At 38.1% G+C, this 25,670-nt stretch carries 21 protein-coding genes, 3 pseudogenes and 1 riboswitch; of the genes and pseudogenes, 14 read left to right on the top strand and 10 right to left on the bottom strand.

The window, feature by feature from the left end; genetic code table 11:
• Nucleotides 1-44: 44 nt before the first annotated feature.
• Nucleotides 45-123: riboswitch (glycine riboswitch) on the bottom strand.
• 439 nt (nt 124-562) lie between these two features.
• From BT1A1_RS17630 to BT1A1_RS19175, 5 genes and pseudogenes are all read left to right on the top strand, one after another.
• Nucleotides 563-1,858 carry an ADP-ribosylglycohydrolase family protein gene (locus BT1A1_RS17630; protein ID WP_072012625.1) on the top strand — a complete coding sequence of 432 codons (1,296 nt, stop codon included), beginning with the start codon at nt 563-565 and terminating at the stop codon, nt 1,856-1,858.
• Nucleotides 1,859-2,282: 424 nt separating this feature from the next.
• Nucleotides 2,283-3,026, top strand: a pseudogene (fabG, locus tag BT1A1_RS19170) (3-oxoacyl-ACP reductase FabG).
• Nucleotides 3,027-3,083: 57 nt separating this feature from the next.
• Entirely contained in the window at nt 3,084-4,850 is a 1,767-nt protein-coding gene (locus BT1A1_RS01385; protein ID WP_034767299.1) for an acyl-CoA dehydrogenase family protein, read from the top strand.
• A gap of 14 nt (nt 4,851-4,864) precedes the next feature.
• Nucleotides 4,865-5,224, top strand: coding sequence for an SCP2 sterol-binding domain-containing protein (locus tag BT1A1_RS01390; protein WP_034767301.1), 360 nt, complete (start codon nt 4,865-4,867; stop codon nt 5,222-5,224).
• A gap of 73 nt (nt 5,225-5,297) precedes the next feature.
• Nucleotides 5,298-6,179, top strand: a pseudogene (locus BT1A1_RS19175) (Rpn family recombination-promoting nuclease/putative transposase); the annotation flags it as partial.
• A gap of 721 nt (nt 6,180-6,900) precedes the next feature.
• Here the strand turns inward: BT1A1_RS19175 and BT1A1_RS01405 are convergent.
• The 3 genes from BT1A1_RS01405 to BT1A1_RS01415 all read right to left on the bottom strand — a co-directional run bounded on the left by BT1A1_RS01405 (nt 6,901) and on the right by BT1A1_RS01415 (nt 9,308).
• On the bottom strand, nt 6,901-7,518 hold the full coding sequence (locus BT1A1_RS01405) for a glycerol-3-phosphate acyltransferase (RefSeq protein ID WP_034767307.1): 618 nt from the start codon (nt 7,516-7,518) through the stop codon (nt 6,901-6,903).
• The gene (locus BT1A1_RS01410) at nt 7,515-8,621 is read right to left on the bottom strand and encodes a glycosyltransferase family 2 protein (protein WP_034767309.1); all 1,107 of its coding nucleotides are present in this window, start codon (nt 8,619-8,621) and stop codon (nt 7,515-7,517) included. Before BT1A1_RS01410 ends, BT1A1_RS01405 begins: the two co-directional genes overlap by 4 nt.
• A 132-nt stretch (nt 8,622-8,753) precedes the next feature.
• The gene (locus BT1A1_RS01415; RefSeq protein ID WP_034767311.1) at nt 8,754-9,308 is read right to left on the bottom strand and encodes an NADPH-dependent FMN reductase; all 555 of its coding nucleotides are present in this window, start codon (nt 9,306-9,308) and stop codon (nt 8,754-8,756) included.
• A 279-nt stretch (nt 9,309-9,587) separates the two neighbouring features.
• Between BT1A1_RS01415 and gntK the strand changes: the two genes are divergently transcribed.
• On the top strand, nt 9,588-11,129 hold the full coding sequence (gene gntK, locus BT1A1_RS01420) for a gluconokinase (protein ID WP_034767313.1): 1,542 nt from the start codon (nt 9,588-9,590) through the stop codon (nt 11,127-11,129).
• A 388-nt stretch (nt 11,130-11,517) separates the two neighbouring features.
• Here gntK and BT1A1_RS01425 read toward each other — a convergent pair.
• Both BT1A1_RS01425 and BT1A1_RS19180 read right to left on the bottom strand, forming a co-directional pair.
• A pseudogene (locus BT1A1_RS01425) lies at nt 11,518-12,429 on the bottom strand (ISL3 family transposase); the annotation flags it as partial.
• A gap of 12 nt (nt 12,430-12,441) precedes the next feature.
• Nucleotides 12,442-12,750 carry a transposase family protein gene (locus BT1A1_RS19180; protein WP_052522656.1) on the bottom strand — a complete coding sequence of 103 codons (309 nt, stop codon included), beginning with the start codon at nt 12,748-12,750 and terminating at the stop codon, nt 12,442-12,444.
• A 224-nt stretch (nt 12,751-12,974) separates the two neighbouring features.
• Between BT1A1_RS19180 and BT1A1_RS17305 the strand changes: the two genes are divergently transcribed.
• Nucleotides 12,975-13,190 carry a hypothetical protein gene (locus BT1A1_RS17305; protein ID WP_051988948.1) on the top strand — a complete coding sequence of 72 codons (216 nt, stop codon included), beginning with the start codon at nt 12,975-12,977 and terminating at the stop codon, nt 13,188-13,190.
• Nucleotides 13,191-13,248: 58 nt separating this feature from the next.
• Here BT1A1_RS17305 and BT1A1_RS01435 read toward each other — a convergent pair whose 3' ends face one another.
• On the bottom strand, nt 13,249-13,785 hold the full coding sequence (locus tag BT1A1_RS01435; RefSeq protein ID WP_034767314.1) for a hypothetical protein: 537 nt from the start codon (nt 13,783-13,785) through the stop codon (nt 13,249-13,251).
• Entirely contained in the window at nt 13,776-13,979 is a 204-nt protein-coding gene (locus BT1A1_RS01440; RefSeq protein WP_034767316.1) for a hypothetical protein, read from the bottom strand. Before BT1A1_RS01440 ends, BT1A1_RS01435 begins: the two co-directional genes overlap by 10 nt.
• A 565-nt stretch (nt 13,980-14,544) precedes the next feature.
• Between BT1A1_RS01440 and BT1A1_RS01445 the strand changes: the two genes are divergently transcribed.
• Genes BT1A1_RS01445 through BT1A1_RS01465 form a run of 5 tightly spaced genes read left to right on the top strand, consistent with a single transcriptional unit; the run spans nt 14,545 to nt 19,569 of the window.
• Entirely contained in the window at nt 14,545-15,405 is an 861-nt protein-coding gene (locus tag BT1A1_RS01445) for a MurR/RpiR family transcriptional regulator (RefSeq protein ID WP_034767319.1), read from the top strand.
• Between the two features lie 15 nt (nt 15,406-15,420).
• The gene (locus BT1A1_RS01450) at nt 15,421-16,557 is read left to right on the top strand and encodes an amidohydrolase (protein ID WP_034767321.1); all 1,137 of its coding nucleotides are present in this window, start codon (nt 15,421-15,423) and stop codon (nt 16,555-16,557) included.
• Nucleotides 16,558-16,580: 23 nt separating this feature from the next.
• Complete coding sequence (locus BT1A1_RS01455; protein ID WP_227092939.1) at nt 16,581-17,366, top strand: GNAT family N-acetyltransferase; 786 nt, start codon at nt 16,581-16,583, stop codon at nt 17,364-17,366.
• A gap of 2 nt (nt 17,367-17,368) precedes the next feature.
• Nucleotides 17,369-18,493, top strand: a complete 1,125-nt coding sequence (gene menC / locus BT1A1_RS01460; RefSeq protein ID WP_029143114.1) for an o-succinylbenzoate synthase — start codon at nt 17,369-17,371, stop codon at nt 18,491-18,493.
• Nucleotides 18,490-19,569: a YkvI family membrane protein gene (locus BT1A1_RS01465; protein ID WP_034767324.1), complete on the top strand. Its 1,080-nt coding sequence runs from the start codon at nt 18,490-18,492 to the stop codon at nt 19,567-19,569. The genes menC and BT1A1_RS01465 overlap by 4 nt, the downstream gene beginning before the upstream one ends.
• A 415-nt stretch (nt 19,570-19,984) precedes the next feature.
• On the opposite strand, the gene gnd is transcribed toward BT1A1_RS01465, so the two are convergent.
• Nucleotides 19,985-20,878: a phosphogluconate dehydrogenase (NAD(+)-dependent, decarboxylating) gene (gene gnd / locus BT1A1_RS01470; RefSeq protein WP_034767327.1), complete on the bottom strand. Its 894-nt coding sequence runs from the start codon at nt 20,876-20,878 to the stop codon at nt 19,985-19,987.
• Nucleotides 20,879-21,005: 127 nt separating this feature from the next.
• Here gnd and BT1A1_RS01475 point away from each other — a divergent pair, with 127 nt between their 5' ends.
• Entirely contained in the window at nt 21,006-21,851 is an 846-nt protein-coding gene (locus BT1A1_RS01475) for a MurR/RpiR family transcriptional regulator (RefSeq protein WP_034767329.1), read from the top strand.
• 183 nt (nt 21,852-22,034) lie between these two features.
• Here the strand turns inward: BT1A1_RS01475 and BT1A1_RS01480 are convergent, their stop codons facing one another.
• Both BT1A1_RS01480 and BT1A1_RS01485 read right to left on the bottom strand, forming a co-directional pair.
• The gene (locus tag BT1A1_RS01480; protein WP_034767331.1) at nt 22,035-23,363 is read right to left on the bottom strand and encodes a GntP family permease; all 1,329 of its coding nucleotides are present in this window, start codon (nt 23,361-23,363) and stop codon (nt 22,035-22,037) included.
• Between the two features lie 327 nt (nt 23,364-23,690).
• The gene (locus BT1A1_RS01485) at nt 23,691-23,885 is read right to left on the bottom strand and encodes a hypothetical protein (RefSeq protein ID WP_034767333.1); all 195 of its coding nucleotides are present in this window, start codon (nt 23,883-23,885) and stop codon (nt 23,691-23,693) included.
• Nucleotides 23,886-24,013: 128 nt separating this feature from the next.
• Between BT1A1_RS01485 and BT1A1_RS01490 the strand changes: the two genes are divergently transcribed.
• A complete protein-coding gene (locus tag BT1A1_RS01490) occupies nt 24,014-25,669 on the top strand; it encodes an FAD-binding dehydrogenase (RefSeq protein WP_034767336.1) in 1,656 nt (551 codons plus the stop codon).
• Nucleotide 25,670 lies beyond the last annotated feature (1 nt).

A 25,670-nucleotide genomic window follows, 5' to 3' on the forward strand; every position in this document is an offset into this window, starting at 1 on the left:
CCAACCTCTTGGCAAATAGAAAAGAATAACAAATAGTTATAACTCGTTACCCTTCTGTCCTTTTGCCTGAGATTGTGAACCCTTCGGCGTCGCTGAATTAGCGATCTCTCCAGAAGCTGCTCCTGCTTTAGTGTGACCCAAAGCATTCATCGCTAGCTTACTATTCATTTGTATAAATTTGATTTGACGTTAGCTTTTCACTAAAATGCACCAACTTCAAATATACACAGAGTAATTATTTACCTCTGCACCTAAAAATATCTTAATATAATTTAAAATTTTACTAGCATTATAATAATTGTCAATAAAAATGACAGCTTGACACAAAATGTTGCGAAATGGTTATCGGTGGTTAGAGGCTTATGGATAAAATTACATGAACGTTTCACATATTAGCGTTTCAGGCTATTGTTCTATCAGGTTGGAAATGATTTAGAAAAATCATTCTTTATCATGAATAATAATAAACAAACGTTTCAAGATGGGTTACAATTAATTAATGAAAGTAGAGAGATATTTTTTGCATAAAGATTAATATGAAATGATTGAGGGAGGAATTGTTTTGATTGGTGCGATTATTGGCGATATTGTTGGATCTCGTTTTGAGTTCAATAATCATCGAAACAAGAATTTCAAACTTTTTGCAGAAGATTGCCATGTAACCGATGATAGTATTATGACGCTTGCTATTGCTAAGGCGATTATGGAGACAGAGAGGGCCATTAATAAAGATTATGAAAAAAATGGCTACTACTCTCTCCTTGAGGAAATGTCGGTACGGTATATGCAGGAAATCGGACGGAAGTATCCTGATTGTGGTTATGGATATAGATTTAATCAATGGGTTTTTTGTGCGAATCCTGAACCTTATAACAGTTTTGGAAATGGGGCTGCCATGCGGATAAGTCCGGTGGGATTCATTGCAAGGACAGAAAGTGAAGCGTGCAAGTTATCTGAAATTGTCACAGGTGTAACTCATAACCATGAGGAAGGATTGAAAGGTGCTGAGGCTACAGCAGTGGCAATCTTTATGGCATGGAATGGATGTACTAAAAGTGAAATACGAAATAAAATTAACAGTTCCTATTATCCTTTAAATTTTACTATTGATGGAATCAGGGACAGCTACCAGTTTAATGAGACATGCCAAGAAACAGTCCCTCAAGCTATCGCAGCTTTTTTAGAATCCGGTTCCTTTGAAGATGCCATTCGTACTGCGATTTCAGTCGGCGGTGATAGTGACACGCTGGCGGCTATTACCGGTGCTATAGCAGAAGCTTATTACGGAGTCCCGGAAATTCTTAGAAAGAAAGCGTTAACTTATTTAGATGATGAATTGCGTGCGATTTATGATGAATGGTGTGAATTTACCGAAGCTGGGCACCCACATAGCAAGTTTAAAATGCTCACGAAATATATCGGGAAACTATCTGATCGTGCGTATTTTGGTGATTGGGTTTTTGATGATGAAAATGATGGGAGTTCTGAACACCCGAAACAAATGCCGTTTGTAAAATATGATGAGCTGGTAAAAATGTTTGTTGATGAATTCTATCAATTTTCACAAAGTCATCCGGAATATAAACTGATGAAATACCATTTAATTTTAGAGGATTACGGGGTTCAACCGAATACAGCGGGTTTGCGAGATGCAAAGGTAGAATTACTAGATGCGCAATGTATCTTAGCAATGATTATGTGTATCATTCGGTTTGAGCGATTTGGTGAAGGATTACTACTTAATTTTTTTAAAGAAGGTATTATATTAAAATGGTTGAAACGTCTCAAAACAATTGACGACTCTGACATTGTTTCGAACCCGGCAAATATTCCTAATCAATCTTCCAAGGATAAATGATTTTCGCTATTTTTATAATCGTAGCTAATTTGGTACAATCTGTTTCCGAGAACTGTTCTCATGGGCAAAACCATCTGAAAAAGGGTACGAACAGCCCCCGGAATTTCTCTCTCGAAGACAAAATAAACCTTAATAATCATATCTCCAACACAAATTGCATAATTTAATGTTGTCATCTTAAAAGTATGCTAAGGTTAATATTTATCAATTTCGAAAACTAGGATAATATGATATGATGTTTAGCACCCAAAAAGCTCATTTTTCAAAAACATTTACGCTCAAATGACAATATATTGTGTCTTGATAAAAATTGTTAGTACTATATTTGGCGCAAATCTTTCCTTAAAACCTTTTTGGGTGATAACCATATGATTGGTTTGAAATATTTTTAATTACAACGAAGGGGATAAGGGGGTACTTGTTCTTGGAAAAATTAATAAATAAAGTAGCTGTTGTTACAGGAGCAGCACAAGGAATTGGCGCAAGCATTGTTGAGCGGCTTTTTGCAGATGGTGCTACTGTCGTGTGTCTTGATGTAAACTTGGATAAGTTGAAAGAATCTATTTTAAAAATAGATAAAACGGGTGAACGTGCCATATCGCTAAAATGCGATGTGTCCAATCAGGAAGAAGTTAATCAAGTTTTTGATCAAATTTATGAAAAACTCGGCAAAGTTGATATTCTAGTAAATAATGCCGGCATTGTCAGGGATGCGTTTTTTCATAAAATGACACCGGAGCAATGGCATGCGGTCATCAATGTCAACTTAAATAGTATGTTCTATACATGCTAAGCCGTCATTCCAAAAATGAGGAAACAAGAATATGGAAAAATTGTAAATATTTCATCAACCTCAAGCTGGGGGAATATGGGACAGGCAAATTACAGTGCAGCAAAAACCGGTGTCATCGGTTTGACAAGAACGCTAGCGAAAGAAAATGGGGCAAAAAATATTACAGTAAATGCAATTGCGCCGGGTCAAATTGATACCGATATGACAAGAAATATTCCGGAAAATATTAAGATGATGGGTATTATGTTGACGCCTGCCGGAAGAATGGGAAATCCGTCTGAAGTGGCATCGGTCGTTTCGTTTTTAGCATCGGATGATTCTAGTTTTGTTAACGGAGAATGTATTAGTGTCAGCGGTGGGTTTTTAATGCCGTAATGAGTGAATGTTCACTCATACCAAATGGATGAAAACGCGATATAGGGGCTGATTAGGTTGGTTCAAAAGGGGTTATCTATAAAAGGTGCGGAATTTTTAGTGGCACAAATAGAGGGCGAATCTATCTTTACACCGGAAGACTTAACAGACGAACAGAAGATGATTGCAGCCACGGCAAAACAGTTTGTTGAAGAAAAAGTGATTCCCAAAAATGCAGATATTGAGAGTCAAGATTTTGATTGTGTCGTAAAGTTAATGCGCCAAGCCGGGGAATTGGGGTTGCTGGCTCACAGTGTACCGGAAAAATATGGCGGACTTGGTCTTGATAAAATATCAAAAGGAATTGTCGGAGAATATGTCGGACGGACCGGTGCTTATGGGGTAGCACATTCCAACCATACGTGCATCGCGACTTTACCGATTACCTATTTTGGTACGGAAGAACAAAAGGCAAAATATTTACCAAAGTTGGCGTCCGGTGAATATATTGGTGCGTATTGTTTAACGGAACCTTCCGCCGGGTCCGACGCTTTAAGTGCAAAAACAACAGCCGTACGAAATGAGGCAGGGACGCATTATATTTTAAACGGCAGTAAGCAATTTATTACGAACGCTGCTTTTTCCGATACGTTTATTGTCTACGCAAAGGTGAATGATGAAAAATTTACAGCATTTATTGTTGAAAAGGATTTTCCCGGTTTAATCATTGGTCCTGAGGAAAACAAAATGGGGATAAAAGGCTCCTCAACTTGCTCGGTAATATTCGACAATTGTCTTGTCCCGGTTGAAAATGTACTTGGTGAAATTGGGGGTGGTCATGTAATCGCTTTAAATGTGTTGAATCTTGGCCGTTTCAATCTTGGAGCGGCATGTATGGGTGGCGCCAAATCGACATTGGAGCTGGCTCTTAAATATACAAATGAACGAATTCAGTTTGGTCGGACGCTTTCTTCATTTTCGGCCACACAGGAAAAACTGGCTACGATGGCAGCTCGTATTTATGCTGCGGAATCCGTACAATATCGGACAGCGGGTTTGTTAGAAGATGCACTAGGTGGCCTTTATGATGAAACAGACCATAAAGTGATTGAGAAGCGGTTGTCAGAATATGCCGTCGAGTGTGCCGTTTGCAAGGTATTCGGCTCGGAAACATTGGATCAAGTGGCGGATGAAGCACTCCAATTACATGGCGGTTATGGTTTTATAAAAGACTACCACATTGAACAAGTGTACCGCGACTCCAGAATAAACCGGATTTTTGAAGGAACCAATGAAATCAACCGATTGTTAATTCCGGGATTTTTATTTAAAAGATCAGCTCAAGGCCAGTTCAACCTTGAAGCACTGATTAACCGAGTGATTAAAGAAGCAACAGGCACGAAGAAAAAGCTTGATGGACCTCTTGCCCGTGAAAGAGAAATGATTCAATCGATTCGGCGGGTGTTTTTGCTACTGGCCGGGGGCGTTTATTTGAAATATGGGCTGGAGTTGGAGCGCGAACAGGAGTCGATTATGAAATTGGCCGATATTGCCATCTATTTGTATGCAGCCGAATCAGCGGTACTCAGGACTTTGAAAGCGATAAAGAAAAATGGTTTGCCAAAAGAACAACTAAAAGAAAGTCTCGCTGTTTGTTTTGTCGATGAAGTGCTTTTGAATGTAGAATCATTGGCACGGCAACTCATGGGTGGAATCGGAATTGATGCCGAAAAAACAGCTGAATTGATAAGAAAAGAACTCGCTCAATATCCAATGCAATTAACTTTTGAAAAGAAGCGGGAAATTGCAGCCCGATATATCGAGGCTGAAAAATATATTTCATAAGGGGATGTTTAATAATGAGTGAACAGGTGACAAACGCTTCACTGGCAGAAATTAAACAGTATATTGAAAAAGAATTAAATGAAAATCCGGCGCCGATTGCTGATGTAAATGTCGTTTATCAGTTTGACCTTACCGGAGATGAAGAGGATTCCTTCCAACTTCAGCTAAACGGAGGACAGGCTAAAGTTGTTCCGACAAGCGAAACGACAGCGGATTGTACATTAGTTATGTCAGCGGACAGTTTTCGGAAATTTTTAACCGGGAAGTTAAGCGGAACAGTCGCCTTCATGACAGGTAAATTAAAAATCAAAGGCGAATTAGCCAAAGCGATGAAATTGGAGCAGATTTTAAAACAGTATAATATAAACGGATAAGCTTCTGGTGGAAGTTTCAAAATAAAATCTGTAAACCCAAGGATGAAGTAATTGGTTAAAGCCAAAAAATGATTTTGTCTTAAAATTGATACTTGGCAGTGAGAATGATCAATCAAAAGAACTGTTATTAGCGTTTTTAAATGATTTTCTATATGTGCCTGCGTTGCAAAGTTTTACTTCTGTAGAAATATTAAACCCAATCATCAATAAACAAAGTATCTATGATAAAGGCTCTATTTTGGATATTAAGGCGAAAGTTCCCGGCTATGGATATATTAATATTGAAATGCAATTAACGAACCATAATAATATGCATAAACGCTCTCTGTATTATGCGTCCAAATTAATTGGAAATCAATTATTTGTAAGTGATGAGTATACTAAGGTAGAACGGGTTGTGGCAAATAATTTATTGGACTTTCCATTTTTTTCTTCTACTCCTTATCATAGTTGTTTTCGGTTAATGGAAGAAAGACGGCATGAGCTATTCCCTGATCTTTTGCAGTTACATTTTACTGAAATGCCGAAGTTTATTCGACAAGATCAAGCGGGGAAAATCCCAATGAATGATCGAAAGGCAAAATAGATACGCTTTTTGACAAATGAAGATGATACGAGGTGGTTTGAGATGGCAAAACAAGACCCGGTAATGGAAAAGATGGTGGAATCATTAAGAGTAGCAAGCCTGGACCCGGAAGCAAGGGAATTGTATGAAGCCCGTGCAAAAGCATTGAAAGATCTCAACTCAATTCGCGGAGAAGCGAGGCGGGAAGGGATAGCGGAAGGGATAAAAGAAGGACTAGAGAAAGGGCTAAAAGAGGGGAAAAGAGAGGCAAGTCGAGAACTAGCGAAAAAAATGCTAAGAAAAGGATTTGAAGTATCCGACATCATGGAAATGACAGAGTTAACAGAAACGGAAATAGAAAAACTAATGGTTGAGATAAATAATCACTAAGTACGGAAGCAAAGGCGTGTGTAAATGCAAAGCACAGCCGAGGGAATTGAAAAAATGAGCTAAACAGTAATTACAGTGGCGTTAATTTAATGGCTGAATGAAGTCCGGAAGCATAATGAATTGTTTGACATCGGGCTTCTGTGGGTATGTTTCCTAAGTTAAGAATCTACCTGACTTATGGGCTGGCTTCAACCAACCAAGGCTATTTTTTCTTCACCCCGTTGTCAAGCTGTACTTGATATTGGATACCGGAATGATAATGAAAACACAATCAGAAATTAAGGTTGAAGAACGTCTTAATTTCTTTTTCACTCTTTTTCTCCTTTTGATTATTGATGTATCTGAACTTTTAATACAACCGGACATTTAAATAATAGGGAAATTATTGCTCTCGGTGAAAGATAGTTTAGACTCAAATATAGGATACCATATCATCAGGTTAATTTCACGTTTTTTTTGGAATTTTCCAAACAACTTATTTGAGGTATTCCCATTAAAATAAACGCACTTCAATCGGTTACGCATAACAAATAACCGTGGGACCATGATGTTTCAATGAAGTCTTACGGTTACGTTCAATAATTCTCTCCTATCTACTTATAAATCCTTGAAATTAGAAATGAAATTCCGATGATCCACTTTAGCACAAATTTCACGTCAACGACTTAGCTATCTGAGGTTGATTTCCTGTTATACGGAAGGACGTGCAAGATAACTTTATTCAAATAAGTGATTTTGCTCTGCGATTTTTAATCGGTTGTATAAAAGCATTTCGGTTTTTCCATAAAAGAATAGAGAAGTTGCCTAACCAAGTCCAAAGCATAAATTTCGGATAATGTTTATAAAATAAATAGAATAACAGAATAAAGAATCCAACGGTTGTCTGAATCCCGTCCTCATTACTTGATGTTTTCCCGCCTTTTTTTATTATTTTTGTTAGGATAAAAAAGAAGGCTAAGATAAGTGCATAAATGAAGGAGGCACGAAATTGAGTTAAGGCGCTCCATACGCCAAAGGTAACGGCTAAACTTTTCCCGCCGCTAAATTTTAAAAACGGGGAAAATGCATGCCCTAGGATTGGTGCCAATGCAATCGGAATCAGCTCAAACCCTGTTTCGTTGCCCGTTTGTAAAATAAAATAGATCGGTACATAACCCTTGAGAAAATCAAGAGCAATTCCTAACAAACCAAATTGAAAACCGGCCTCTTTCCACAAATTTGCCGCCCCGGGATTACCATCTCCTGTTTCTCGTATATTCATTTTCAATAAACAGCCAATCCAGTAAGAAAACATGAGTGAGCCACTAAAAAATCCGATGAGTGTCCAAACAACTGTCAAGATTGATCACCCCTTCCAACCTGAATGTACCTGCCCTTCCAGATCACTTTTTTACGAAATACAGATTGGTACAGAGAGTAGACAATGACTGCAAGGAAAAAGAGCATCGATAGAAAATGAAAGCATGGATGGACGATGCCAAAGCTTCCAATATAATGGTTGATATAGAATATTTGAATGGCAAAACAAATATAACCGATCAGTAACGGAATGAAATACTTGGATCCGAAAAAAAGGAAACAAAATTGTGATGATACCAGCCCAATAATCCATAGAATAATAGAGGAGAGTGTCAATGGATGAAGAGAAGATGTACTTAAGATAGCCCCCTTGGCAAACCCCTCCAGTTCGCTTTTTATCCCGTTTGGGTACATACGAAAGGAAACAAGATCAGTCCCAATATAGTTGGAAACTTTTATTCTGGCATTTTGAAACAAGGCGCCCAAATTCAAATCGTCCAGCATTTCAGACCGAATCATTTGGTGACCGCCCACTTTCTCATAATCGTCTCGAGTCGTTACAATACAAGCGCCATAGAGTCCTTTTTGAAGATTGTTTTTTTCAAAGGGGGAAGTGAAAGAAAATGCCCCTAATATATTTAGCACCATTGCAAATTTTTCATAAAATTTTTCTGCCCTGTGATAAGGGACAACAGATAAAACACCACTCTGTCTCTTTTGTGCTGATATAAGAGATTGTATGGCGTTTTCAGCAAGTTGAATATCGGCATCAAGAAAAAGTAAAATATCTCCGCTTGATCGTAAATAACCATTCCAAACGGCCCAATTTTTCCCTGTCCAACCCGCTGGCAGAGGAGGTGCTGTAAAGGTAGTGACACCATATTCTTCAGCGATATGTTTAGTCTGATCTTGTGAATGATCATCAATAACGATAATTTCATCCGGTTGAACAGATTGGTTAAATAGAGAATCAAGTAAATTTGGTAGATTCTTTTCCTCGTTTCTGGCAGGAATAATAACGGAAATTTTTCCATGCTCGATATCACTATTCTCGTTGTAGGGAATGGTACTTTTTTTAAATAGAATCATGCCGGATATCATCCCGATTGGAAGGATAAGGATACATAAAATTAGTCCTAACATGTTTTTCCACTTCCTAAAAAGTTAATTTGTATAATAATATTCTACACCATCCAAAAGTTGGCAGCCATTCCGCTTTTCCCCACCATATAGTAAAATAAACCGCTGAGGCAAAAAATGTCCAGCGGTTAAAACTTAGCTCTGATATTTTTTAATTAAATCAACAAAAGCATCGACAAATGATTGAAGAAATTGAATCGTATCTTGCTTGTTTATTTTGCCATTTTCATCAAATAGAGTGGCTACATTAGCGATATAGGCTTCCGGTTGTTGAACAGTCGGCATATTTAAGACAACGAGTGATTGGCGTAAATGATGGTTGGCACCAAATGCACTTAAGTTACCCGGAGATTGACTAATAACAGCAGCCGGTTTTCCGTCCCATACACTTTTGCCATAAGGACGGGAACCAACGTCTAATGCGTTTTTCAATACAGCCGGCACAGAGCGGTTGTATTCAGGAGTTATAAATAAAACTGCATTAATCTCTTTTATTTTATTACGGAATGTCGTATATTCAGCCGGCACATTGTTATAATCGTCAAAATCTTGATTGTACAACGGCAGATTTCCAATTTCAACAATTTCCGTTTCATAACCTTCAGGAAATAGAGCGGACACATTTTCAGCTAATTTCCTGGAGAAAGATTCCTTCCGTAAAGATCCAATTAAAATCCCTATTTTTACCATTTTGTGTTCCTCCTTTTATTTCTATATCGAAATAATTATATTTAAGTTTATCCTAAAATGTCAAAAAACATAACTTATGTAAGAAAAATAAATGCAACCAATTCTAGACAATATAATATCGAAAAATGGTAGAAACCACTTTCAATATTTCTCCTTCATTGGTAAAATAACATTATAGGAAATATTTTTTCAGTAATTTTATTATAAAAAGTAATTTTTTTTCACAAGATTTTGGATAAACTACTTATTATATATGTTCGTAAAGGAGATCGAAAACACATGACAGACACAAATTATTATGTAGGTGTCGATATTGGTACAACAAGTACAAAAGCGGTATTATTCGGTGAGCATGGCAAGGTAATCCAAATGCAACATGTAGAATATCCGCTCTATAGTCCGGCCCCGTCGATTGCCGAACAAGATCCGGATGAGATTTTTCAAGCGGTTCTCCATTCGATTAGAGAAGTCATTCGTCAAGCTGCAATCGATTCTGCAAAAATTCAACTGGTATCCTTTAGTTCCGCCATGCACAGTTTAATTTTAGTTGATGACAAAGGAAAACCATTAACCCGTTGCATTACCTGGGCAGATAGCCGGGCAACCAAATGGGCTGATAAAATCAAAAAAGAGCTGAACGGGCTTGAAATCTATAAAAGGACAGGTACGCCAATCCATCCGATGTCTCCGCTCGCAAAAATTACCTGGCTCAAATCTGACCATCATGAACTTTTTGCAAAGGCAAGCAAATTTATCGGAATCAAGGAGTACGTTTTTTATAAACTTTTTCATGAATATATTATTGATTACTCAATTGCCTCTGCGACCGGTCTTTTTAACTTGGAACAACTGGCTTGGGATAAAGAGGCGTTACAGGTCGCCGGCATTTCAGAAGCACAATTATCCAAACCGGTACCTACCACTTTTGTGAAACGGGGACTTAAACAAGAACTGGCAGCTGAACTGGGCTTATCTTCTGACACGCCATTTATCATTGGAGCAAGTGATGGTGTTCTATCCAATCTCGGTGTTGGTGCGATTGATCGAGGTGTTGTTGCTGTTACAATCGGGACGAGCGGTGCCATTCGGACAGTTACGAATAGGCCGGTGACAGATCCGAAAGGCCGGATTTTCTGTTATGCACTGACGGAAAACCACTGGGTCGTTGGTGGACCGGTCAATAACGGCGGGATGACTTTCCGATGGGTACGTGATGAACTTGCTTCCAGTGAAGTGGAAACTGCGAAACGGCTGGGTATCGACCCGTATGATGTTCTGACGAAAATCGCATCACGGGTCAAACCGGGTGCGGACGGACTTCTCTTCCATCCTTATTTGGCCGGCGAACGTGCACCACTGTGGAATGCCAATGCCAAAGGATCGTTTTTTGGTCTCGGACTTCATCATAAAAAAGAACATATGATAAGAGCTGTCTTGGAAGGAGTTATTTTTAACCTTTACACAGTTATGTTGGCCCTTCAAGAATTAATAGGGGTACCAAATAAAATTCATGCGACAGGGGGTTTTGCCAGATCGGATTTGTGGCGGCAAATGTTGGCAGATATTTTCAACCATGAAGTAATTATTCCGGAAAGCTTTGAAAGCTCTTGCTTAGGGGCCATTGTTCTCGGTATGTATGCGTTAGGTAAAATCGACGACTTCTCGATTATTTCGGAATGGATCGGTACCACCCATGCCCATCAACCAAAGGAAGAGAATGTTGAAATTTATGAGGATCTTATCCCGATTTTTATCCGAGTATCCCGTTTGTTGGAAAGTGAATACGACGAAATAACCAAGTTCCAGCAAAAATGGGTGTAGAAATTAATACGATATGTGCTGTGTTCCTCAATACTTGTCCTTCATCTATACTTAAAGATTTGGTGAAGGACTTTTTGTTTGAGTAATTTTTTTTCGAGAAATGTGTGTCTCCGTTACCTCCACATTGCTATTTTGCTGCAAATATGCATTGAGTAGTCCATTGCAAATACCGGTGGTCGGTGTCGAAAAAGAAGTCAAAACATTTATATTTGGCTCTTCGCTGTTTAATGTTGAAAAAACAGGTTACCAGTGCCCATAGGATTCTATCATTTCCTTGTTTGCCGCCGGTATTATCTTAGATGTAGAATAGGTTGTCAAGGAAGGCACTTGACAGCCTATCCTACATCTAAGTGCTGGTCGCTAAGCAAACAAGAAAGGATAAAACAAGTCATGATATACCAATAAGATCAAGTTTATTAACCGTTGCATAGGCCATGGCAATAAAATTATCGGCTGTTCGGTATCCACGAGCCTTTCTTTTGGTAGCCTGAACTAAACTGTTTATTCCTTCAAGAAGGCCATTGGTCATCTTTGTAACAAACCATCTTAAGATTCCGTCTTTATGTTGTTTTAGTGTTTTTGCAACTTTAATCATTGGTTCTAGTCGGGATCGAATAGCCCAGCTATGCCATTCATCAAAATACAATTCAGAAAGGATTGGGTGTTTAGTCCACATTTTCTGAAGCGATAGTTTCATGCGGTAGGCACGGCCTGTTGCCAAATCTAAATCCTTTAATTTGGCCAATTTACTTCCTTGTTTTTCTGTTAGGTTTTCGGGGTTCTTCAGCCAAGCGTATCGTGAATTTTTAAGTTCTGTCTGTGTCGCTTGTTCTTGTCTAAGTACCTGATCTAATGCTTCATTTACCATTTTCATGACATGAAATTTATCAAACGTAATCGTTGCATTCGGGAATTTCTCTTCAATACCCGAAATAAAGGCTGGTGACATATCGCAACAAAATTCTTTAATCTGGGAATATAAAACCCCTTTACTGTCCAGAAACTGGCTAAACACCTGCAGTACATCTGCACCTTTACCAGTAGTAGCGAAAATGAAGCGTTTGGTATCCATATCAATAAAAAATGTCACATATTTATGGCCTTTTGCTCGTGATGTTTCATCCATCGCTATACGAGTGACATTAGATACATCTATGTTTTCCATGGCTTTGTTGACATCGTATTTAAATACTCGCCAAAGGTGCGTATCATGTTCGCCTACTTCACGAGCTACGGCAGCGACAGACATTTCAACCATTAGCGACAACACATGGTGCTCAAATAATAATGAAAATCCAGCTCTTGGACGTGCCTAATCAATGACAACCGTACGTATTTTTCCGCATGACTCACATTTTACTCGTGGCATTCTGGCATGGAGAATGGTCTTGTATTGCCAAAAATTTAGATGTCTCCAAGTCCGGTCTTGATCTTGTATATCATGAACTTTACAACCCGTTTTACCGCAATTAGGACAAGAAAATTCCGCTCCTGATTGATATTCAATATAAATGTGTAAGGTGTTTTCTTCTTTAGCTAATTCATTATGGAAAACATACCAAGGTTTAGGTATTTCTAACGCATCTTGGAATACATTATACTCTTCTTCAAAGTTTTTCATAAGACTATCACCCCAGGTAATTTAGTAGTATTACCCAGTATAGACAGCTTTGGGAGGCTTTAAACTAAACATTAAATAGCGAGGAAGCCAATAATTTCATTTTATTCCGCAAGATATCAAGCAAATAAATCATTAGAAGCAGAAATTAAAAAAATAAAAGAACAACATAATTTTGAAATGCGGAAAATTAAAGCTGATTTGATGCCGAAATAAAAAAATTAAAAATGGAATTAGAAAAGCAAGCGGAACTTTATGAAAAAAATGCTCAATCTGATATTGTAAAAGAAATCTTTACTCAAATGCTTAAAGGCGACAATCCTTTTGAAAATCTTGCTGTTGGATTAAATGAATTCGAAAGGATAAAAAAAATTGAAATGGCACCAAATCAAAGTAAAAGTAATGGTAAGTATAAACGTCATTCTAAACGAAGAAAAAAATAGACATCTCAAATATGAGAAGTCATTTTTCAAATAATAGTATTTCAATATTTATATTAAATTAGGATAATCTTAAGAATGCTAACCGAAGACCATTTGGGTTTTTCTGTAAAAACTTGAAAGAATTATTTAAATAGAATTTTTCTATTTTATCAATAGGTTCATACTCTACACATACAATTCTCATGCCTATTGTTCTATAAACGATCTTGCAATTTTCTAATGCTAATCTTAAAATTTCAGATCCTGGAATAATACCTTTATACTGATCTGCCCTACCTAGTTGTGCAATTAAAATGGTACTGACTGATAAAGCGTGTTTATTAAAGGCAATCTTTTGTCTTACAGATTTCGAAACACCTTCTGCAAATTCAAACTGCTTATTCATCAAAGTAAAATAACCAATTATGTCGTTGTTATTCTCTTCATCAATTATAATGAATGTTCGAGTCATTCCCCTTTTTTCATTTTCAATAGGTTGATTCTTTAAGAAGTTTTCCACCCCAGAGTTTAATGAACACGAAAAAGAGGAGAGATAATCTCGTACCTCGCTCTCCTCACCAGCTTCTATAAGACTTAATAAACTTATTACTTGCATTTTCTGCTTTTAAGTACGTTTGAAGCATGAGCAATTCTGTCTTTATCACTTAAATAAAGATCATTAAACTCATTACTTTTGGGTAATTTTATTGGAGAGGCGGAAATAATTCTTTTAGCTGCTTGTTCATCCAATATATACTGTTCAGTAAGAGCTAAAACAGCCATTTCATTTTCCTCCTTATCATTTTCCATAAACCTCCCCACTTCTCAAAATAATGTAGTGGTATAGTATAGGACCATTCTTAATTATATTATACATTCATACAAAGTAATTTACAACAGAGTCATAAAATAGGTATGTGGCAAGTTTTTCTCGATAGTATTTAAATATTGGGTTTTTCAAGACACTCTTTTTTATACGCTTTTCGGCTACTTCGCTTCGCTTGCTCTCCTGGATAAGTGGCAATAATTTTTCAAATTAATGCCCAGACTGAAATTAAAACCCAAGAATTTTGCTTAAATGCCCCATTGCCGATGATAGGCTAATGCTAATAAAAAATAGAAAACATGCCATTAACTTTTTCATGGTAAATTCCCTTTCTGTCTATATCATACGGGGAAAAGGGGGGAAAGTTTCATGTATCCTATGAACTCCTAAATACAAGGGAGATCTCTTTCCAAAAGAAAGTGTGTATTTCTAACATAATACTATTAATACAATAGCAATACCTTTTCCACTTGTTTTACTATTGAGGTTATGTTAAACTTTAAAAAAGTTTAAACTTCTTTTTGACTAAGTTTAAAGGGGAGACTTCTTTTGGGGGATACACAAACAATAAAAGAAACGATTGAAATGTGTTTTCATTCACTATCAAAAAAGCAGCAAAAGGTTGCAAGTTTTGTACTAAATAATCCGACATATGTTGCTACACACTCAGCAGCTGAGGTTGGTATGAAGGCGGAGACAAGTGAAACAACCGTTATCCGTTTTTGTTACGCACTTGGATTGACAGGTTATGCTCAATTACAAAGGGAAATTACCTTATTTGTTTTTAATCAAACAACGGCTAGTACGCTTGGTAATTACTTTTCATCCAAAAAAGAACTTTTTAATGACCAACAACTAATCGAAAAGGCAATAGGGAAAGATATAGTTAGAATTAACAGAATATCCGAACAAGTCGATAAACAAATGTTTTTTAAAGTAACCAAGCAATTACATGAAGCAAAAAATATTTATGTGATGGGAGTTGGTGCTTCACGATTCGCTGCAGAATGGTTGCATTTTACAATGAGTATTCTTCGGCCAAATGTATCGATAATCCAAGCTAAAACACCTGAATTTATTCGAATCATGCAGGAAATAACGGACGAATCGACTGTCATCGTGATCTCACTACATCGTTATTTTAAAGAACCGCTTCAAATAGCTGAAGTTTTACACAAACGGGGGATTCCGGTTATTGGGATTACTGATTCAAAGTTAGCACCGATTCATGAGCATTGTTCACAAGCTTTCGTATTAGAACAGACAGAAAAATCAACCATTGACTTGATGCCTGCACTAATATCCTTCCTCAATTTATTAGTAACAGGGATGATGTCATTTGATCCTGAATATTATAACGAACAACGATTACATTATGATGATCCTAACAACAGTTTTATCGCAGAATAATGGAGTTGAAAAAAAATGTTGGTACAAAAATTAGCGGAAAGGTTACAACCTATTTTTAACCATTTACATGAAAACCCAGAAATCAGTTGGAATGAAGTAGAAACAACAAAATACATTAAGAGTTTTCTCAAATCGGAAAACTTAAAACCAAAAACCTTTGAAAATATGACTGGATTATATGTGGATATTGGTAAAGGAACACCTCGAGTTGGATTCAGAACAGATATGGATGCACTTTGGCAAGAAGTCGATGGAAAATTTCAAGCAAACCATTCTTGTGGTCATGATGGACATATGACGGTGGCACTTGGCGTAGTTCTTTTATTAAAAGATTTGGCGCCAACACTTCCAGGGGCAGTCCGTATCATTTTCCAACCTGCTGAGGAAAAAGCGCAAGGAGCAAAAGCAATGGTCGAACAAGGTGTTGTTGACTCGTTGCAATTTTTATATGGTGCACATGTCCGTCCTCTTGTTGAACTTAAGGATGGAACGTTTGCACCAGCCTTACATCACGGAGCAGCTAAGCTTTTCTCAGGTAAAATTCAAGGTGTAGAAGCGCATGGGGCACGGCCGGAAGAGGGGAAAAATGCGATTGAAATAGCATCTGCAATCATTGATGGGCTAAAGCGTATTTGGATTAGTCCTACAGAGCAAGCCTCCATCAAAATGACTCAGCTACATGCTGGTGGCACCGCGACAAACATTATCCCAGCAAATGCCACATTCAGCATTGATGCACGTGCACAAACCAATGCCACCATGGAGGTATTAACAAGCGGCTTCGAAAAGGTTATTACTGCAGTAAGCATGATGTATGATGTATCCATTCCTTATCAAGTTGACGCACATGTTGCTGCAGCTCAGGTCGATGACACAGCAAAAATGATTTTAAAGGAAGCCATTATCGATGTAATAGGGGAGGAAAACTGTGCACAAGAAGTAATTACACCTGGTGGAGAAGATTTTCACTTTTATACCTTCTTGAAGCCACAACTAAAAACGACGATGCTAGGGATTGGCTGCGGTGTTACACCAGGACTACATCATCCAAACATGGTGTTTAACCAAGATAGACTATCAACAAGTTCAGTAATTATAACGCGGGCACTTGTGTTAACACTAGAATATTTAGAAAAGGGTGAAAAGTTATGATTAACATTTGCGAACTAAAAACAATGAATGAAATGGAACAAGTTCAGGAACTCGAACGAAAGGTTTGGGGAATGGACCCCGTTTTACCAACGCATCAAACACTGACAGCAGTAAAAAACGGCGGTATAATCATTGGTGCCTTTGACGGAGAGAAATTAGTTGGTTTTAGCTATGGATTTTCCGGATTTCAAAATGGGAAGAGTTATCTATGTTCTCACATGCTTGGGATTGATGAAGCATATCGTTCGCAAGGCATTGGTGAAATGCTGAAGCGAAGTCAATGCAAAGTTGCTATAGAAAAGGGCTATTCCTTGATAAAGTGGACTTATGACCCACTTGAGACAAGAAATGCTTTTCTCAATCTAACGAAATTAAATGGTATATGCAATACATATATTGAAAATTGCTATGGAGAAATGAATGATAACCTTAACCAAGGTCTCCCATCCGATCGCTTTGAAGTTCATTGGTATGTAAAAAGCCCGCATGTAGTTGAAAAACATGTTCCAAACATACAAAGTATCTTACCTCTGAATACACTAGCATTTAATGAAAAGGGACAACCTGTCTGTATTACAGAGCAAGAAAACGAATTAACAGGCCAAGCATATTCCATAACTGTCCCAAAGGATTTTCAGGGTTTAAAAGCAGTCAGCGAGGATCTTGCGCTGGATTGGCGACTAAAGACACGCAGACTTTTTCAAAAACTTTTCCATGCTGGCTATGCAGCGGTACAATTAGAAAAGCATGATACAAATGGTAAATATATTTTTATTAAAAAAGACACATTAGAACTTGGAGGAGAATAACTGTGAAAATTACAGATATCACGATTCGTCATTTAAAAATGACGATGAAAAGCCCTTTTACGACTAGCTTTGGAACATTTAAGGATAAGGAATTCTTACTGCTGGAAGCAAAAAATGAAGATGGAACCGTTGGCTGGGGGGAATCTGTTGCATTTAATGCCCCTTGGTATAACGAAGAAACCTTAAAAACAAACTGGCATATGTTGGAGGATTTTTTAATACCACTGATCTTAAATAAGGAAATAAAACATCCAGATGAAGTGAATCAAATGTTTGCTCCGATTCGCAAAAATAACATGGCAAAGTCCACAATTGAAGGTGCCATATGGGATATATACGCTCAACAAACGAACCAATCCCTTGCACAAGCCCTGGGAGGAACGAAAGATAAAATTGAAGTTGGGATCAGTATTGGTATTCAAAACTCGATTGATGAATTACTGCGTGTTGTCGATGGTTTTTTAAAGGAAGGTTATAAACGGATTAAAGTAAAGATTAAGCCAGGTTGGGATGTAGACGTGATACGTTCCTTACGTGAACACTTCCCAAATGTACCAATTATGGCTGATGCAAACTCTGCTTATCGTTTAAAAGACATCGACCTTTTAAAACAGCTGGATGAATTTGACTTAATGATGATTGAACAACCGTTAGCATCAGACGATATTATCGACCATGCACAGTTGCAAAAGGAATTGAAAACTCCAATTTGTTTAGATGAAAGCATCCATTCTTTGGAAGATGCGCGAAAGGCTATAGAGCTGGGAAGTACAAAAATAATTAATATTAAAATTGGACGAGTTGGAGGACTCACAGAAGCGAAGAAAATTCATGATTATTGTGAAGAAAAGGGTGTTCCCGTTTGGTGCGGTGGTATGCTTGAATCAGGTATTGGGCGTAGCCATAATATTGCTTTAACAACTTTGTCAAACTTTATCCTACCGGGGGATACAGCTGGTTCTAACCGCTATTGGGAAAAAGATATCATTCGCCCTGAAGTTGTTGCAACAGATGGGTATATTGATGTTCCACAAACACCAGGTATCGGTTATGAAGTAGACCGCGAAACGGTTGAAGCCTATACCGTAGCAAAAAAAGAATATAGATCAGGAGGAACCACCGTATGAAAAAAAGCTTTCAAATTGGTAGTGCCTTTGTCGGATTAATCGTTGGGGCTGGATTTGCCTCTGGACAAGAAGTCATGCAATATTTCACAAGTTTTGGTATTTGGGGGACTGTTGGTGGTTTACTTGCCACCCTCCTTTTCATTTTTTTAGGGTATACATTTGCTCAGCTGGGAACAGATTTACAAGCAACTTCACATAAAAGTGTCATTTATCATATTGGCGGTCGCTATCTTGGTCCTATTCTTGATATTTTAATTACATTTTTCTTATTTGGTGTAGCCGTTGTTATGTTTGCTGGATCTGGGTCTACCTTTCAGCAAATCTTCGGTATTGATACAAGGGTTGGTAGTATGATAATGATTGTCCTCACTATTCTAACGCTATTATTAAATACGACAAAAATTATTAATATTATTGCGATGATAACACCATATTTGTTGACGATTATTTTTATCATTTTAATCTATTCGATTTTTACTATGGATCTATCATTTCCTGAGGCAGATACAATGGCAAAAGTTCAAGCTTCTGCAGCACCCAACTGGATTCTAGGTGCCTTTCTCTATGTATCTTATAATTTAGCTGCAGGTGCCGCATTACTCATCGTGATGAGCGGCGGAGTTAAAGACAGAAAAGTTGCTGGGATGGGTGGTATTCTTGGTGGTGTGATGTTGGGAGGATTAATTATCCTTATCCATATTGGAATGTTTGCGAAAATAGATGTTATAGCGGGAGCAGATATGCCGACATTGGCACTTGCGGAACAAATTCATCCAGTCGTTGGAATATTAATGGCTATAGCTTTACTAGGCATGATCTATAATACAGCTGTCGGGATGCTCTATTCCTTTATTGTACGATTCATTGCACCTGATAGTAAGATGTATAAACCTAGCGTAGTGATTATCGGTTTACTTGGGTATGTTTTAAGTCTAGTTGGTTTTACAACACTTGTAGGAAAAGTATATGCAACAATGGGGTATTTAGGATTCGCTTTAATGATTGCAGCAGTGATTGCCTGGTTCAAGAAAAGAAAACCAGAAAAGATAGAAACAAGGGTAAGTCAAAATTTCTAAATAATTTAAAACTTCATCTAATTGAAAACTAGTTCTAGTGTCCGGATTACCTAAACTTTTATCCCGCCTTAACGGGCAGTAAGACCCTTAACGAGAAATTTTGAGCGGGGTACTCAGCTGCCTGATTCTGGCGGGTTACTATTTTAGTGGGGAAGGAAAGGAAGCCCCACTAAATGAGACCACTGAAAAAGTATTTGCTTTTCGTAATTAATGAGCACATTTATCGATATATCGTAAATCAAAAAAGTCAATTGTCTACATATAATAGGTAATTGGCTTCTACTTTTCTATATACCAATTTTTTCAGTGGACTCCCACTGAATAGCGTTTCACTTAATTAGATTTTAATGATTTTTTTGTATGTAAGTAAATCTACTTAAAAATAAAATAATTATCAAATTTTACTACCAATATTTTATTTTTCAACTTCATGGCCGCCGAATTCATTTCGTAATGCGGCGACAACTTTACCTGCGAACGTATCTTCTTCCAACGAACGATAGCGCATCATTAACGCTAGGGTGATAACCGGAGTCGGGACTTGAAGATCAAGGGCTGTTTCCACCGTCCATTTTCCTTCCCCGGATGAATGCACGATTCCTTTTATTTCGTCTAATTTTGCATCTTTTGAAAAAGCATCTTCTATAAGTTCCATTAACCAGGAACGAACAACCGATCCATTATTCCAGTTTTTTGCCACCTTTTCATAATCATAATCAAATTCACTTTTATGCAAAACTTCAAACCCTTCTGCAATAGCTTGCATCATACCGTACTCCACACCGTTATGAACCATTTTTAAGAAATGCCCGCTACCGTGTTTGCCACAATATAAGTAGCCATCTTTTACACAAGCATCTTTAAAAATTGTTTCAACCGATTGGAAAACTGATTCCTCACCGCCAATCATCATACATGCACCATGTCTTGCACCGGAAATCCCGCCGCTTGTCCCGACATCAAGAAAATGAATGCCAAGCTTTTTTAATTCTTCAGCCCGGGCAATGGAATCTTTGTATTTGGAATTTCCACCATCAATAATGATATCATTCTCCTTCAATAATCCTTTTAATTCATTGATAACATTGGACGTTATTTCACCAGCCGGAACCATTACCCAAACGACTTTTGGGCTGGACAGCAGGGAAACTAGTTCAGAGATCGAGTTTGCCCCCGTTCCACCATCCTTTTTAAAATTTTCAACTGCTTCTGAATTAATATCATAAGCAATCACATCATGATGATGATCTCTTAAATTTAATGCTAAATTATAACCCATTTTTCCTAAACCAACTAAACCAATTTGCATTTTTTATTGCTCCTTTCAATGTTTGTGAGTAAAAATTTTTGTAAAATATAATCACTATAAGAAATATTTTTTCATTAACAAAATGTGTTATACTATAGGCAAAATATCTTATTGCGAGGGATTATCCATGTCAAAAAATTGTTTAGGACAAATCCGCTCCCATTATGCACGCTTAAGTGAAAAAGAGAAAAAGATTGCGGATTATATTTTAAATAACCCTGAAAACATTATTCATAGTACAATCAATGATGTTGCCGAAGACTTAAATGTTGCCGATGCTACAGTCTTTCGCTTTTGTAAACGAATCGGATTTAAAGGCTTTCAAGCAATGAAAATCACACTTGCTGCTGAAATTATTGAACCGATTCAACAAATCCATGAAGAAATTAGTGAATCAGATGATGAAAGAACAGTCATGGAAAAAGTTTTTCAATCAAATATTCATACATTAAAAAGTACGTTAAACTTAATTGATGAAACCGCTATTGAGCAGGCTGTAGATTTACTGCTAAATGCCGGTCGGGTTGACTTTTATGGTACAGGCGGGTCAGCCGTCATTGCCATGGATGCTTACCATAAGTTTATTCGTACCGGTATCAAGGTATTTACCTTTATGGATTCCCATTTTCAAATTATGTCAGCCTCCCAACTGACAAAACATGATGTGGCCGTTGTTATTTCACATTCCGGTACAAATAAAGATACGATCAATATTTTAAAAACAGCAAAGAAAAATGGAGCGAAAATCATCGGGATAACCGGTTACCCGAAATCGCCGCTTGCCAAAAATTCTGATGTCGTTCTATATACGAGCGCTGAAGAAACGGAATACCGGTCAGAAGCCTTGTCTTCACGGATTGCCCAATTGAGTCTAATTGATGCCCTCTACGTCAATGTTATGAAATTAAATAAAGAAAAAGCGAAAAAATCTTTAGACAAAATAAGGGAAGCGATCGTCGTTACAAGATTATAACGGATAGAATCAAGTATTGTTAATACCAAAGTTCCTAGCCTCGCCTTATATACGCTGTAACAAAATTATAATGGATAGAAGTTAATTCCGTTTTTCTTTTACCAGAAAGAAAGCGCAATAGCAATGGACAAAATCCCTTCGTTAACAAGGGATTCTATCATTTTCAAGCGGCTGCATACGGATTTAAATAAATATGTCTAAAACGAAAGCACCGATAAAAGCGACAAATGAGAGAATTGTTTCTAGGACTGTCCATGTTTTAAACGCTTCTTTAATCGATAAGCCTAAATATTCCTTTACCATCCAGAAACCGGCATCATTGACATGAGAGAACATGAGCGATCCGGCACCGGTAACAATAACAAGTAATTCTAAATTAACACCTGTCATATTAGCGATGATCGGGGAAACAATTCCGGCTGCGGTGGTCAATGCCACGGTAGCTGAACCGGTTGCAATCCGGATTAAACCGGCAATAAGGAAAGCTAACACAAGCGGTGATAAAGACAGATTTTCTGCCATATTTCCAATGGTCTCACCTACACCGCTATCAATCAAAACTTGTTTAAATCCACCTCCAGCACCAATAATTAAAATAATTGAGCCAACCGGCAAAATACATTCATCAACAAACTTCTTAATTTGATTACGTCCTATTCCTTGACGAAAACCGAGGAAATAGAAAGCGGCAAAGCATGAAATTAACAAGGCGATTAATGGACTTCCAATGAACTCAAGAAATTTCACACCGTTTTCAGGCAACTCTATGAACGGGGCAAATGTTCCTAATACCATTAAAATGACCGCCATTAAAATGGATAGGAAAGAAATACCGACACCTGGTAATTTTTTTGATTGTGATTCATCCACTTGAATTAAGCCGGATTCACCGGATGGGGTCACCCGTGTACTAATAAATTTTGCATATAAAGGTCCACCGATGATACCTGCCGGAATAGCGATGAATAGGGAATATAACAGAACTCTTCCAAGATTGGCATCATAAATGCCGATAGCTGCCACTGCACCCGGATGTGGCGGGACAAGCCCATGAACGATGGATAATCCCGCAATGGCCGGCAAACTGATTAATAATAGATTTTTCTTTGTTGCTTGTTGAATCGAGATCACTAAAGGGAGCAAAATTAAAATGCCGACTTCAAAAAATACCGGTATCCCAATAATAAATCCTGAAGCGAACATCGCCCATGGCAATTTCTTTTCCCCAAAGATTTTCACAAAATAATTGGCGATTTGCAATCCGGCTCCTGATTCTGACAACATTTTTCCCAGAATGGTTCCAAGAGCCAAAATCCCGACTAAATGGCCTAAAACGCCACCAACCCCGGTTTCGTATGCTTTAACAATTTTATCCCAAGACATTCCGGTAAAAATGGCTAAAAACAAACTGGCAATAGTCAAACTGATAAATGCATGCCATTTAAACCATGAAACCACTAAAATAACGATAACAATCGATAAAAGCGTAATGATTAATATATATGCATCCATGAATAAGCCGCCTTTCTTGTTGAAAAATGTGAAAGCATTTTCAGTACATCCTAAGTATACGAAAAAATATTTCACAAATCAATTACTTTTATGAAAAAAATTTTATTAATTATTAATTGGCATGAGTAGAATGGGTTTTTAGATAGGATGCCCGTTTCAGGCTAAATTATGTCTATGAACTAGTTATTTGGCACAACATATGTATACTATTGTATATAGAAGGGATGGCGAAAATGCGAGTGAAAGGAAAAAAATGAACCTTCTCTCATCGCTAATTTTGGACGAGGGAGCCCTTTTTTTGACGACGGGATTTGTTCTCGTCACCAATTAGAGGCGGGAAATGCAAATTTTTGGGCGAAGAGCCCCAATCTCGCCACCGTTTTTAGGCGAAAAATACTCTATTTTGACGATGAGATCCGTTCTCGTCACCATATAGAGGTGAGTAACCTTCTTTTTTGACGACAAACCAGCCTTCATCACCAATTCGAGGTGAGAGAAAGTAATACTAACGGAATTTGGCAAATCCCCTCCTCCTGACAGCAAGATTTCATATGAACTTGACTGATAGTATCATAAATTTATATAATAAGGTCAATCGGTCTAATTGTCTGAAATTTTGGAAATAAATTGCAGAAAATAGGGGGGATTTGATGAAATATGATGTCATTGTCGTCGGGGCAGGGTTGGCCGGTTTGGTTGCAACCGTAGAAATGGCAGATGCCGGAAAAAAAGTTTTACTACTGGACCAAGAGCCGGAAAATTATTTAGGAGGTCAAGCTTGGTGGTCGTTTGGCGGATTATTCTTAGTAGATTCTCCGGAGCAAAGGCGGCTGGGGATAAAAGATTCCAGAGAACTGGCTTGGCAAGACTGGCTTGGTACTGCCGGATTTGATCGGGAAGATGATCAAGATTATTGGGGGAAAAAATGGGCTGAGGCTTACGTCGATTTTGCCGCTGGAGAAAAAAGGTCTTGGCTTCACAAAATGGGCGTGCGTTTTTTCCCGGTCGTTGGGTGGGCTGAACGTGGTGGACATTTAGCTACCGGTCACGGCAATTCCGTCCCTCGCTTTCATATTGTATGGGGAACCGGACCGGCGTTGGTTGCCCCTTTTGAGAGAAAAGTTCGGGAATATATGAAATCAGGTTCGGTTCATTATTTTCCTCGTCATCAAGTCGATCATCTTTTAAAAGAAAATGGCGCTGTTGTAGGTGTAGCCGGTTCTGTTCTGATTCCGAGCACAACAGAGCGGGGAGAAGACACCGAAAGAGAGATTATTGACTATTTTGAATATCGGGCCCAGGTTGTATTAGTAGCTAGTGGAGGAATTGGCGGGAACCATGATTTAGTTCGTAAAAATTGGCCTGAGCGACTGGGATCTCCGCCTAAACATATGTTATCCGGCGTTCCTGCTCATGTAGACGGAAGAATGCTTGCCATTACGGAAGAAGCGGGGGGACGGATTGTGAACCGGGATCGGATGTGGCATTACACGGAAGGAATAAAAAACTGGAACCCAATTTGGTCCAACCACGGAATTCGAATTTTACCCGGACCTTCCTCCATTTGGCTTGACGCAAAAGGTAAGCGTTTTCCTATCCCTAATTTACCGGGATTTGACACGCTCAGCACACTGGAAGCTATTCAAAAAACCGGCTATGATTATTCGTGGTTTATTTTAACGGAAAAAATTATTGAAAAAGAGTTCGCACTGTCAGGCTCGGAGCAAAATCCGGATCTTACAGATAAAAGTATCCGGAAAGTACTGGCCAGAGCTTTGCCAGGTGCCCCCGAACCCGTCCAAGCTTTCATGGATAAAGGAGAAGATTTTATTATTGCCAATAATTTGCAAGACCTTGTAGCCGGGATGAACCGTTTGACTGGTGAAAATCTATTAAACTACAAGGAAATTGAATATCAAATGAAGGCAAGGGATCGGGAAATGGATAATAAATTTACAAAAGATTTACAGGTAACGGCTATCCGGGGACACCGCAATTATTTTGGCGACAAATTGATTCGAGTAGCTCCACCACACAAAATTCTTGACCCGAAAAATGGCCCGCTCATTGCTGTACGGCTTCATATTTTAAGCAGAAAAACATTAGGCGGCCTGCAAACTGATTTATCTGGAAGGGTTTTAGATTCCTCGGGTCAAGCCATCCCCGGTTTGTATGCAGCAGGGGAGGTCTCCGGATTTGGCGGCGGTGGTGTCCATGGTTATCGTGCTCTTGAGGGGACTTTTCTTGGTGGCTGTCTTTTCACGGGGCGAACGGCTGGCAGGGCGATAGCAGCTGAACTAAATTAAT

The organism is Caldibacillus thermoamylovorans (genome assembly GCF_000751775.1).
Lineage (GTDB): Bacteria > Bacillota > Bacilli > Bacillales > Caldibacillaceae > Caldifermentibacillus > Caldifermentibacillus hisashii.

Bases quoted from the DNA above. Each gene is read 5' to 3' on its own strand.
- BT1A1_RS01415 (WP_034767311.1), bottom strand. From the start codon at position 9,308: ATGGTAAAAATAGGGATTTTAATTGGATCTTTACGGAAGGAATCTTTC.
- BT1A1_RS01440 (WP_034767316.1), bottom strand. From the start codon at position 13,979: ATGGAAAATGATAAGGAGGAAAATGAAATGGCTGTTTTAGCTCTTACT.
- BT1A1_RS01435 (WP_034767314.1), bottom strand. From the start codon at position 13,785: ATGCAAGTAATAAGTTTATTAAGTCTTATAGAAGCTGGTGAGGAGAGC.
- BT1A1_RS01390 (WP_034767301.1), top strand. From the start codon at position 4,865: ATGAGTGAACAGGTGACAAACGCTTCACTGGCAGAAATTAAACAGTAT.
- gntK (WP_034767313.1), top strand. From the start codon at position 9,588: ATGACAGACACAAATTATTATGTAGGTGTCGATATTGGTACAACAAGT.
- BT1A1_RS01465 (WP_034767324.1), top strand. From the start codon at position 18,490: ATGAAAAAAAGCTTTCAAATTGGTAGTGCCTTTGTCGGATTAATCGTT.
- gnd (WP_034767327.1), bottom strand. From the start codon at position 20,878: ATGCAAATTGGTTTAGTTGGTTTAGGAAAAATGGGTTATAATTTAGCA.
- BT1A1_RS01450 (WP_034767321.1), top strand. From the start codon at position 15,421: ATGTTGGTACAAAAATTAGCGGAAAGGTTACAACCTATTTTTAACCAT.
- BT1A1_RS19180 (WP_052522656.1), bottom strand. From the start codon at position 12,750: ATGAAAAACTTTGAAGAAGAGTATAATGTATTCCAAGATGCGTTAGAA.
- BT1A1_RS01475 (WP_034767329.1), top strand. From the start codon at position 21,006: ATGTCAAAAAATTGTTTAGGACAAATCCGCTCCCATTATGCACGCTTA.
- BT1A1_RS01410 (WP_034767309.1), bottom strand. From the start codon at position 8,621: ATGTTAGGACTAATTTTATGTATCCTTATCCTTCCAATCGGGATGATA.
- BT1A1_RS01480 (WP_034767331.1), bottom strand. From the start codon at position 23,363: ATGGATGCATATATATTAATCATTACGCTTTTATCGATTGTTATCGTT.
- BT1A1_RS17305 (WP_051988948.1), top strand. From the start codon at position 12,975: ATGGAATTAGAAAAGCAAGCGGAACTTTATGAAAAAAATGCTCAATCT.
- BT1A1_RS01455 (WP_227092939.1), top strand. From the start codon at position 16,581: ATGAATGAAATGGAACAAGTTCAGGAACTCGAACGAAAGGTTTGGGGA.
- BT1A1_RS01490 (WP_034767336.1), top strand. From the start codon at position 24,014: ATGAAATATGATGTCATTGTCGTCGGGGCAGGGTTGGCCGGTTTGGTT.